This is a genomic window from Immundisolibacter sp. (genome assembly GCF_014359565.1).
In the GTDB taxonomy this organism is placed as follows: domain Bacteria; phylum Pseudomonadota; class Gammaproteobacteria; order Immundisolibacterales; family Immundisolibacteraceae; genus Immundisolibacter.
In genome coordinates this window covers 154,602-166,645 of record NZ_JACIZD010000002.1, presented here as the reverse complement: position 1 = coordinate 166,645, position 12,044 = coordinate 154,602, and the positions used below count along the sequence as shown (strand labels likewise).

The window sequence follows — 12,044 nt, the reverse complement described above, 5'->3', positions numbered from 1 at the left end:
GCCGCGCAGTGCTGGTGGCGGCCTGGAAGGCGCAGCGCCAGCACGGCAGGGGATGAAGAGGGGGTTTGGCTACGGGAAGGGGTGCCCGCAGCCTGACAAAGCAATTGATACTGCGCCGAATGTCCAGGGCATCCGCGCGGCCGGCATCCTGAACGGCCGGCCGTGCGTGCGCACTGCGGACCCGCCCCTCCTCGTCCGGACGAGTTTGCCGCCGTGCCTTGTGGCCGGCCATAGCCGTTAATGGATGCAACCGGGAGGGGATTATGAAATTACGCAAGAACGTCACGCCGCCGACCCGCACGGCTCGTTACTGGCTGGCTGCAGCGGCACTCGCCGCAGCCGGCGACGCTGTCCAGGCCGCCAGTTTTCAGTTGTTCGATGGCGCGGTGGAGGGTTCCTTCGACACCACGCTGGGTTACGGTCTGCAACTGCGGACCGAGAAGATGGACCCGTCCTTGACCATTCCCCATCCCAGCCGCTGGGCGCCGGGCCAGACCGAGGCTGGGCTGCTGCTCGGCAACGTACAGTACGGCAACCGCGAACTGTTCAACAAAAAATGGGACATCTTCTCCAACCTGGTCAAGGCCTCGCATGACCTGCAGGTGAACGGCCAAGGCTGGAGCGCGTTCATGCGCGGCAATTATTTCTACGACTTCGCCATGGCGAGCGAGAAGGACAGTCTTCCGGATGCCGCGGAGAACCGCGCCATCATGCACGGCGACATCACCGACGCCTATTTCCTGACCCGCTTTGGCAGTGCCGACCAGTTCACGGTGCGTCTGGGCAAACAGGTCATTTCCTGGGGCGAGAACACCTTCATCGGTGGTTCATTGAACGATATCAATACTGTTGATATTTCCAAATTACGTCAGCCCGGTATTGAGCTGAAGGATGCCCTGGTCGGCACGCCGGCGGCGTATTTCAGTTGGCAGATGAATGAGGCGCTGTCGCTGGAAACCTTCGTCCTGTTTGGTTACGACGAGCTGAAGGTCGATCCTTATGGTGGTTTCTTCGGCACCCAGGATGTCATCACCGATGGTGGTGGCTTTGCCAATGCGATGAGTGGCCCGTTTCCCATTTGTGCGGCGCCGGACGGTGGAATCTGTCATTTAGCGGCTCCGGGTGGCATACCGGTGACGCGTGCCGGCGACGACATTCCGTCGTATGGCGGCCAGTATGGCGTGGCGCTACGTTACTACGCGCCGAATCTGGGTAACGGTTTCGATTTTGGCCTGTATTATCAAAACCTGCACGACCACAACCCGCAGCTGTCCTCATATGCCGGGTCCGTTGTCGGCGGGGTGCCACAACCAGGGCGGTTTTTTGTCGACTATGCCAAGGATGTCGAGCGTTACGGTTTGAGCTTCAACACCACGCTGGGGTCGTGGGCCTTGGGTGGCGAGTACAGCTATAGGCGCAATGCACCGCTCCAGGACACGGATTTTCTGATTGTGGCGGCGACGGGCCGCGATCTGAGCGGCAATGTCTACGCCCCGGGTACGAAATATGTCGGCTTCGAGGATTACAAGCGCCATCAGGTTCAGTTGACCGCGCAGCGCCTCTGGGGTCCGGTGCCGATGCTGCTGGGTGCGGACCAGTGGAATACCATCGGTGAAATCGCCTACGGCTGGGCGGAGGATATGCCGGGTATTGACCTCAATGGTCACGAAAGGGCGCCTGCCTATACCCCTGCGCAGTTGGCGGCGGCGGCTATCGCGGGCGGCGGCTTCCTTCGCTTTGATGATGTCACCAATCACTTCTGGGGCTTCGTGGCCCGCTCGACGCTCACCTACAACAATATTCTGTTCAACCGCATCAACATGGACTTCAACACCGCCTTGAAGTGGGACGTAGAGGGCGTGTCGCCCGAGTTCGGCGGGGCGACGCTGTTCATTGGCGGTCGCAAGCAATTGTCGGTCGGGGTGACCTTCGACTATGCATTGAATTGGAAGCTGGGCATCAACCAGACCTTCATCTTCGACGGCGATAACGACCAGTGGCGTCCGAACGGCAGCCGCCCGGTCAACAACACCGACCGCGACTTCCTGTCACTGGATGTGAGCTACACGTTCTGACGCAACGACGTGGGCCGGTGCTGGGGTTGGCACCGGCCCTTTTTCTTCATGATTCGGGGGAAGCCATGAAAGGGGTGAAATGGGCGGCGAGCCTGGCGCTTGCCGTGGCGTGTACGGGTGTGCCGCTGATGGCGAGTGCCAAGGTGTCGCCGGAAGAAGCGGCCAAGCTCGGCATCGAGGGCACCGAGCTGACGCCGATGGGCGCGATCCGCGCCGGCAATGCCGACGGCAGCATCCCCGCCTGGGATGGCGGCATCAAGACGCCACCCGCGGGCTACACCCAGGGCGGCTGGTATATCGATCCGTATGCGGACGACAAGATTCTGTTCACCATCACGGCGCAGAACTACGAGCAGTACAAGGACAGGCTGTCAGCCGGTCAGATCGCGATGCTGAAAAAATACCCGGACAGCTACAAGCTGAACGTGTACCCGACGCGGCGCAGCGCGTCCTACCCGAAGGAAGTCTACGAGAACAGCATCTGGAACGCGACGCACACGGAGTGGTGCAACCCGCCGCTGGGCAAGGACCGTGAGGAGCGGTGCGTCAAGCGCGAGGTATACCGGCCAGGGATTTTCTTCCCCATACCGAAGACCGGCGGCGAGGCGATGTGGAACCATACCTATTATTGGTTTGGCAAGTTCTACACAGTCACGCACTATGGTTTCAATGCGTTTGCCGATGGCACCTATGCCGAATTCGCCACGCGCGAGCGCTGGATCGTGCCTTCGGCCATGAATCCGGATGAGATACCGAAGGGTGACGTGTTCACCCGTAACGGCGGGGCAGCCTGGTGCTTCTCGCAGGAAACCCTGGCGCCGCCGCGCAACGCGGGCAGTATTTTCGGCGGATGCAACTATTTCGAGACCACCGACTTTGACGCTTACCTGTACGTGCCCGGCCAGCGCCGGGTGCGCAAGGCGCCGGAAATCGGCTTCTATGACAGCCCGAGCACCAACTCCGACGGCCTGCGCACGGCGGACTCAAAGTACATGGGCGCCATGACCGGTGACGTGGAATGGTACACGTGGACGGCGCAGCGAAAGGAGATGTTCGTGCCGTACAACGCCTACAAAATGGCGCAGCCGGGAATCGGCATGAAGGACATCGTGCGACCTGGTCACGTCAATTCGGACCTTATACGTTATGAGCTGCATCGGGTGTGGGCCATCGAAGGCAAGATCAAGCCAGGATTTCGGCATCTGTCGCCACACCGCGTCACTTACATAGACGAAGACAGCTGGGCCGGGGTAGCCTCCGACATGTACGATGCACAGGACAACCTGTGGCGCGTGTCCGAGGGCTATTTGCTTAATTACTACGACGTACCAACCGTTCATCATTTTGCCGACGATCATTCCGACCTGATCAACGGCAGGCATGCTTCCAATGCCGGCTGGCCGAATATCAGCGGCAATCCCGGTGACTTGATCAATTACCACGTCATGCCGGACCCTGATGTTCAGACACCAGCTGGATTGCGCAAGTATGGAATGCGCTAGAAAATGTGATTTCAATGACATTGTTGGTTCTCTATGCCGCGCCCTCTTTGACTGGGTGCCGGTATCGGGTTTCAAGAAATGACTTCAAGCCTATTTGAGTGATTGTTATGAAAAATTTACCGATCATCGCCGGCCTTGCCGTTGCCGGAGCGGCGGCGTTATTTGCCGGGGCGGCTGTCGCCAAGGTATCGCCTGAGGAAGCGGCCAAGCTGGGCCTGGAGGGGACGGAGTTGACGCCAGTCGGCGCCGTCCGCGCCGGCAACGCCGACGGCAGCATTCCGGCCTGGGATGGCGGCATCAAGGCGCCGCCCGCCGGCTACGAGGACGGCAAGTGGTACGTGGATCCCTACAAGGACGACCAGGTGCTGTTCACCATCACGGCGCAGAACTATCAGCAGTACGAGGACAAGCTGTCGCCGGGCACCGTCGCGATGCTCAAGAAGTATCCGGACACGTTCAAGATGAACGTCTATCCGAGTCGGCGCAGTGCCTCATATCCGCAGTGGCTGTATGAGAATTCGATCTGGAACGCAACCAACACCGATTGGTGCAACCCCCCTCCGGGTGGACCCAACACAGCCCAGCGCTGCGTGAAGCAGGAGACCTATCGTCCGGGTGTGTTCTTCCCCATTCCCAAGGATGGCGGGGAGCTTATGTACAACCACACGTTCTACTTCTTCGGCAAGTGGTTCACGACGGTTGCGTATGGCTTCAATGCGTTTCCGGATGGCAATTATGCCGAGCACGTGAAGCGTGAGCGTTGGTTGTTCCCCTTGTTCTTGGTTGGGGACGAAAAACCCAAGGGAGAAATGTACGACCGCAAGGGCGGCGCCGCCTGGTGCTTCTCGCAGGAAGACCTGGCGCCCCCGCGCACTGCGGGCACCATGTTCAGCGGCTGCAACTATTTCAGCTCAACCGATTTCGATGCCTACCTGTACGTGCCGGGTCAACGGCGGGTGCGCAAGGCGCCGGAGATCGGCTTCTACGATAGCCCCGGCACCGGCTCCGATGGTTTGCGCACGGCCGATGCCCGCAACCTGTTCGCCCAGACCGGTGACGAGGAGTGGTATGACTGGTCGCCGCCGGTGCGCAAGGAGATGTACATCCCCTACAACAGCTACAAGCTGGCCGACCCGCAGTACACCTTCAAGGACATCGTGCGCAAGGGCCACGTCAACTCGGACATCAAGCGTTACGAGCTGCACCGCGTCTGGGTCATTGAGGGCAAGCTGAAACCAGGATTCCGTCATCTTGGCCCGCATCGCCTGGTGTACGTGGACGAGGACAGCTGGGCCGCGGCGCTTGCCGATATGTACGATGCGCAGGGCAACCTGTGGCGTGTGTCGGAGGCATATCTGCTCAATTACTACAACGTGCCGATGGTGCACTGGTGGGGCGACGACCACTCGGACCTGATCTCCGGCCGCCATTCCGGCACCAACGGTTACTTCAACCAGGGCGCGAAGCTCGGCACCTTCCCGCCGGATTTCTCGCCTTCTGGCAAGCCTGATCCGGACCTGATGACGCCAGCCGGTCTGCGCAAGTATGGGGTTCGCTGACTGCGGGTTGCGTTGAGTACGGTCGTCTCATGTGTTGGGGCGACCGTCCCTGGCTGCCGCCTGCCGGCGCATGCGCTTACTGTCACGCCGAGACGGCGCGCAAATGGTGTCGGTTGCAAGCCCCTTACGGGGGAATTTGCGCGCTTATGTATCAGGAACTGATTCAAGGGGGTCCGTGTTGAACTCGATCAAGATGATCAGCTCGCGTGTACTGTTCACGCTGCTTGGGATGCTGCTCATCGGCGGCGGGCTAGCCCTGCCCGCGCGCGGGGTGGAGTTGATCGGCGCGCAGCCGGCGGCTACCGGGCCGAAAGTGTCCAAGGCGCTGTTGCTGGATGCCGCGCATGCCGGCGAGCGCATCGTGGCGGTCGGCGAACGCGGCATCGTGCTGTACTCGGACGACCAGGGCCAGAACTGGTTGCAGGCCGTGGTGCCGGTCGATGTCACGTTGACGTCGGTGAGCTTCGTCGACGCCAAACATGGCTGGGCAACCGGGCACGACGCGGTGATCCTGGCCACCGAGGACGGGGGCGCCAATTGGGTCCTGCAGCATGCCGATCCGGACCTCGACGTGCCGCTGCTGGATGTCTATTTCGAGTCAGCGACATCGGGTCTGGCCGTCGGCGGACGCGGCAACCTTTTCCGTACCGACGATGGCGGCAAGACCTGGACCAACCAGGTGGTTCTGACGCGCGATGATTTTGACAGCCATTTGTTCGGGATCAGCAAGTCGCCGTCGGGAAGCTATTTTCTGGCTTCCGAACAGGGCGTTCTGTACCGGTCCGACGACGGCGGCGCCACCTGGACGCAGCTGGACAGCCCCTACCGCGGGTCCTTTTTCGGCGTGATCACGACCAGCGCCGGTCGCGTCGTCGCCTTCGCCATGCTAGGCCACGTGGCCGTCAGCGACGACAACGGTTCCACTTGGCGCCTGGTGCCAACGGGCACCGACAAGTCGTTCATGTCGGCCACCATTTCCGCCGGCGGCGCGGTGGTGCTGGCCGGCCTCGATGGCGCCATCGCGGTGAGCCGGGACGGTGGCGAGAGCTTCGAACTCATGTCCCAGCCGGAGCGGCGCAAGTTCGCCCGCCTCCTGCAAAAGCGCGATGGAACCTGGCTCGCGTTCGGCGAGGGTGGTGTCCGCAGCATCTCCCTCGATATCAAGTAAGCGCTCGCGCAACACACCGTTCTGGAGAAGTCATGCTGACGTCTAATTACGCGAGCGCGATGACGCGCGTGTCCGGCTGGCTGGCAGACGCATTGATCCGCTACCGTGTCGCGGTGCTGGTCGTGCTCACGCTGCTGACGGCGTTTCTGGGCTACCAGGCATCGTTCCTGCGAATGGACCCGGGTTTCACCAAGTCCATCCCGCTTGGCCACCCGTACATGAAGACCTACACCCAGTACACCGATCAGTTCGGTGGGGCCAATGTGATCATCGTGGCCCTGATGCAGAGGGAAGGCGACATCTTCAACGTCGATTTCTTCAAGACGCTGGAGAAGGCCACCCAGGATGTGCTGTTCATCAAGGGCGTCGACCGGTCGTCGGTGACCTCGCTGTTCACGCCGAACGTCGACTACGTGCTGGTGAACGAAGAGGGCTTTGCCGGCCACCGCGTGGTCGAGCCTGACTTCAAGCCAAGCCCGGAGAGCATCGAGCAAGTGCGGCGCAATCTGCTGGTTTCGCAGCACGTCGGGCGCCTGGTGTCGCATGACTTTCGCGGTGCCCTGATCCGGGCCGAGTTGGTGGACAAGGACCCCGCCACGGGCCAGCCGCTCGATTACACGCAGGTGGCGGCCGCGCTCGAGCAGATTCGGGCCAAGTATGGCAGCGACAACGTCGACGTGAAGATCATCGGCTTTGCCAAGTTCATCGACGATGTGATCCAGGGCGCGCTGGGGGTGGTGCTGTTCTTCGTCATCGCCGTTGCGATCACGGGCGTGATGCTGTACTTCTATTCGAACTCGCTGCAGATCACGGTACTGGCGATCCTGGTCGCCGTCACGGCGGTGGTTTGGCAGCTTGGTTTGATCCGGCTGCTCGGTTACGGCATTGACCCACTGTCGATTCTGGTGCCGTTCCTGATTCTGTCGATCGGCGTCAGCCACGCCATCCAGATGACCAACACCTGGAAGCTGGAAATCCTGGGCGGTGCGGATTCGCGCACGGCGGCGCGCGAGGCATTCAACAAGCTGTTTATCCCGGGCACCACGGCGCTGCTGGCCAATGCTGTCGGCTTTGCCGTGATCATGATCATCGACATCGACATCATCCAGGAACTCGGCATCACGGCCAGCATCGGTGTCGCGGTGATGGTGGCCACCAACAAGTTCATGCTGCCGGTGCTGTTGTCCTACGCCGGCATGAAGCCGCGCACCGTCGAGCGGATCCGCGCCCGGGTTCTCGAGCAGGAAAAGCCGTTTTTCCGTTTTCTGTCCGGTTTCGCGGATCGGCGGCGCGGCACGGGGGTCATCCTGGTCGCCGTTGTCCTGCTCGGCTTGGGCTGGTGGAAATGGCAGTCATTGATCATCGGCGACAGCGAGGTAGGGGCACCGGAGTTCCGGCCCGATGCCCGTTACAACCAGGACATCAAGGCCATCATCAGTAACTTCAATGTCGGTATCGACGAACTGACAGTGATTGCCGAGATGCCACGTGATGGTTGCAACACCTTCGGCGTGATGCAGACAATTGACCGCTTCGTATGGCACGTGGGCAATGTCGATGGCGTGCAGTCGGTTGCGACGCTGTCGCAGGTGATGAAGGACCGCAACGTCGGCAACAACGAGGGGCACATCAAGTTCTATGGCCTGCCACGGACGGCCGCCGGTTTGGGTTCGGCGATGCGCAACATCGAGCTGAGCCAGAAGCTTTTCAACGACACCTGCGAAGCGCTGCCCATACGCATCTTCCTGTGGGACCACAAGGCGCCGACGCTGCAGCGGGTGATCGAGGCCGTCAAGAGTTTCCGGGTTCCCGAGGAGGGTGACGGATCGAAAGTCGCATTCCGACTGGCATTGGGCCCGGCGGGCGTGATGGCCGCCACCAACGAGGCGGTTCAGCGCGCCGAGTTGACCATGATGGGTGCCCTGTTCGTGACGGTGGGCTTTCTGTGCTACCTCACGTTCCTGTCGTGGCGGGCATCGGCGTGCATCCTGCTGCCGCTGGCGCTGGTGTCGATTCTCGCCAACGCGGTGATGGTGCTGCTCAACATCGGCCTGAAGGTCTCCACGCTCCCGGTGGTGGCGTTGGGCGTCGGCGTCGGCGTCGACTACGGCATCTATCTGTTCGCCCGCACCCAGGCGCACATCCGCCGCGGCCTGAGTCTGAAGGATGCATATTATGAGGGCCTCAAGCAGTCCGGTACGGCGGTAATTTTCACGGCCAGCACCATGTCCATCGGGGTGGCGACCTGGTTCTTCTCGGATTTGAAGTTCCAGTCCGACATGGGCGTGCTTCTGGCATATATGTTCTTCGTGAACATGGTCGGCGCCGTCGTGCTGTTGCCGGCGCTGGCGGCATGGCTGATTGACGTCGAGAAAGAGCGGGTGTCGACGCGCGGGCTGTCGCACTGAGTGCGGCTGACTATACTTGACGCGCGGGTCGGCCTGGTGCCGGCCACGCGCGCCGGTGTTCGTGGTTAATGGAACGCAGAGGAGGGAAAAACATGACCAAGCGCATGCAATTACGCACAGCGGTTGCGGCCGGTGCCGCGGCCTTCATTTCGGCCTCGGCGCCGGCAGTGGACTTCAAGATCGGGGAGCTGGAGGCGGCGTTCGATACGGACCTCACCTGGGGGCTTTCGATGCGTACGGCCAAGCCCGATCCCCTGAACCAGGGCGTCTACGCCAATCGCTATCTGTTCCAGGACAAGTGGGACATATTCTCGAACGCTATCAAGGGTTCCCATACCCTCGAGGTGAAGGGTGACAGCTTCGGTGGCCTGGTGCGTGGCAACTGGTTCTACGATTTCGAGATGGCGAACCAGAATCTGCCGGATGCCGCCGAGAACCGTGCCAAACAGCATGGCGACATCACGGACGCCTACGTTTACAAGTATCTGCTGCCGGATCAGAACCTGTCGGTTCGTCTGGGCAAGCAGGTGATTTCCTGGGGCGAGAGTACCTTCATCGGGCAGGCTATTTCCGACGTCAACACCGTTGACATCTCCAAGCTGCGCACGCCCGGGTCCGACCTGAAGGACGCGTACCTGGGCACGCCGGCCATCGACATTGCTTATACCTTCGCCGAGAACTACACGCTCGAAGGTTTTTACCTGTTCGGGTACGACGAGATCAAGGTCGATCCGATGGGCAGCTTCTTCGGGACTTTGGATGCGATTTCCGACGGTGGCGGCTTTCCGAATGCACTCGGTGGTTTCGGCGGCAGTACATTCGTCAATGTGCCCCCCGGGATGAATCCGCGTTGTATCGCGCCCGACGGAAAGCCCTGCGACCTGCTGGGCGGCCGTCTCGTGAGGAGCGGGGACGACATTCCCTCCTACGGCGGCCAATGGGGTCTGGCGCTTCGCATGTTCCTGCCGAGCTTTGGCAACGGCGGCGAGGTCGGGTTCTATTATCAGAACATGCACGATCATCTGCCGTCGTTGTCGGTCACGCGCAACGCGGTGGGGCCGGGCGGCCGGTTCTTCATCGAATATCCCGAAAATGTCGAGCGGTTCGGCGTCTCGTTCAACACCAACCTTGCCGGTGTTGCGCTCAGTGGCGAGTATTCGTGGCGGAGAAATGCGCCAATTCAGCTGCTCGGGCCGCTGTTGCAAGGCGCCGGCCTTGCGCCGGGTTTGGCGCCGGGGGCGACCATACGGGGATTCGACCGCATCGAGCGCCACCAGGCGCAGTTCTCCGTCAACAAGAACTGGGGCGTGACGCAGTGGCTGAAGGCCGATGCCAATGCCACCGTGGCGGAAGTGATGTGGGGCTGGATTGGCGGGCTTCCGGATTCCTCGAAGCTGTTCGAGCCGGACATCAGCAAGGATTTCGGGAAACTGGTGGTTCGGCATTCACTTACCTACAACGCAGCCTTGTTCAACCTGATCGCGCTGGAGCCGAGCGTGGCGTTCAGCTGGGATCTGCACGGCTTCTCGAACGAACTGGGCGGTGCCAAGCTGGTGGTTGATGACCGCAAGGCGATCACGGTCGGCCTGGGCTTCCTGTACGGTGGTGGAAAATGGACAGGTGGTATCAGTTACACAAATTTCTTTGGGCCGCAGGGTGATTTCAACGCGGCGGCCAGCCCCTACAATGGCACCAACGACCGCGACTTCCTGTCGTTCAATGCGAGTTACTCATTCTGAGCGGGCGCGGAGCGCTTGGCTGATTCCGGAGGATGCGAAGATGTTTTTTGTCAACAGTACCCGCCGCTGCGCGGCAGTGGCGGCATTGGCGGGATTGTCGATTGTTGGTGCTGCGAACGCCAAGCTGAGCGACGAGGAGCTTGCGCAGCTTGGTGTCACAGGAACACCGCTCACTCCAGTTGGCGCGACGCGCGCCGGCAACGCAGCGGGCACCATACCTGAGTGGACGGGAGGCATTCAGTCACCCCCGGCCAATTTCCAGCCGGGTGGCACCTGGGTCGACCCATACCCGGACGACAAACCGTTGTTTACCATCACGGCGCAGAACTACCAGCAGTACGAGAAGAATCTGCTGCCGGGTCAGATTGCGATGCTCAAGCAGTACCCGGATACCTTCCGGATGCACGTGTATCCGACCCGTCGCAGCGCCTCCTATCCGGACTGGTTTGTCGAGGCCACGAAGGTTCAGGCCAAGAGTATCGACATTTGCCCGCAGTACGCGCAAAAGAACGAGATGTGCCTGGTCGACGTGCAGCCCAACGGCGGGGTGCCGTTCCCGATCCCCAAGATCCCCGAGGAGGCCGGCTGGAACACGCTGCTGGGTCACTACAGCGGCACCACAATGGACGCCATGGGTAACGGCGCACTGATCGATTCGCTGGGCAATCGCACGGACGTGATCATCCGCTCGCGCGAGTACTGGCCCTATCAGGTGCCGGCGGACAAGAAACAAACCAACGAGTGGTTCACGCAATGGGGCGGCGCATTCCTTTGCGACTCCTGGCAGATCGAGCAGCCACCGCGTTCGTCCGGGCTGGTGTTCGGCGGCTGCATGTATGCCCAGAATACCGATTTTCAGGTCTATCTGTATATCCCGGGCCAACGGCGGGTGCGCAAGGCGCCGGAAATCGGCTTTCACGACAGCCCGTCGTTTGGCTCTGATGGCCAGCGAACCGTGTCATCCCGCTGGATGTGGTGGTTTGGCGGCAAGGAGCCGCGCCACAGCTACAAGATGGAAAAAGGCAAGGAGGTTTTCGTTCCGTACAATGCTTACAAAATTGCCGGTGCGGATCTCACCTATGACGATATCTATGGAAAGAAGCACATCAACCAGGACCTGCTGCGCTATGAATTGCACCGGGTGTGGGTGATCGACGGTGAACTGAAACCCGGTTTTCGACATCTGTACAAACGGCACGTAGCCTATTTCGACGAGGACACCTGGATGGGGGTTGCATTCGAGGCCTACGATGCCAGAGATCGACTGTGGCGAGTGGGCGAACAGTACAACCTGAATATTTACGACAAGCGTATTCAGCGCATCATGGGTGACTCGCAGATCGATCTCATAAATGGGCGCTATACCACCTACCCTTACTGGCACGTTGCGGCGGGCAAGGCGGGCGGCTTTGGCATGCCGAAGTTCGAGACCACGGACGAGATGTCCGTCGATGTGTCTGTCTTTACGCCGCAGGGTCTTCGCAAGTTCGGGACACGTTGAGGGCTCGGGCCGGTTGCGTGCGGCTCGACTGTATGTCCAGTTTCCCGGCGGCGCTGCGCGGCCGTCGGGTGTCTTCTGCGGTCAGATGATGG

At 61.0% G+C, this 12,044-nt stretch carries 7 protein-coding genes; all 7 read left to right on the top strand.

Going from position 1 to position 12,044, the window contains the following annotated elements; translation table 11 throughout:
- Window positions 1-263 precede the first annotated feature (263 nt).
- On the top strand, window positions 264-2,075 hold the full coding sequence (locus H5U26_RS04600) for a DUF1302 family protein (RefSeq protein WP_290617129.1): 1,812 nt from the start codon (window positions 264-266) through the stop codon (window positions 2,073-2,075).
- 65 nt (window positions 2,076-2,140) lie between these two features.
- A complete protein-coding gene (locus tag H5U26_RS04595; protein ID WP_290617128.1) occupies window positions 2,141-3,577 on the top strand; it encodes a DUF1329 domain-containing protein in 1,437 nt (478 codons plus the stop codon).
- Window positions 3,578-3,684: 107 nt separating this feature from the next.
- Complete coding sequence (locus tag H5U26_RS04590) at window positions 3,685-5,136, top strand: DUF1329 domain-containing protein (protein WP_290617622.1); 1,452 nt, start codon at window positions 3,685-3,687, stop codon at window positions 5,134-5,136.
- Between the two features lie 178 nt (window positions 5,137-5,314).
- Entirely contained in the window at window positions 5,315-6,304 is a 990-nt protein-coding gene (locus H5U26_RS04585) for a YCF48-related protein (RefSeq protein WP_290617126.1), read from the top strand.
- Window positions 6,305-6,336: 32 nt separating this feature from the next.
- Entirely contained in the window at window positions 6,337-8,712 is a 2,376-nt protein-coding gene (locus H5U26_RS04580) for an MMPL family transporter (protein WP_290617124.1), read from the top strand.
- Between the two features lie 92 nt (window positions 8,713-8,804).
- Window positions 8,805-10,451, top strand: coding sequence for a DUF1302 family protein (locus tag H5U26_RS04575; protein ID WP_290617122.1), 1,647 nt, complete (start codon window positions 8,805-8,807; stop codon window positions 10,449-10,451).
- Between the two features lie 40 nt (window positions 10,452-10,491).
- Window positions 10,492-11,952, top strand: a complete 1,461-nt coding sequence (locus H5U26_RS04570) for a DUF1329 domain-containing protein (protein ID WP_290617120.1) — start codon at window positions 10,492-10,494, stop codon at window positions 11,950-11,952.
- The last annotated feature ends 92 nt before the right edge of the window (window positions 11,953-12,044 follow it).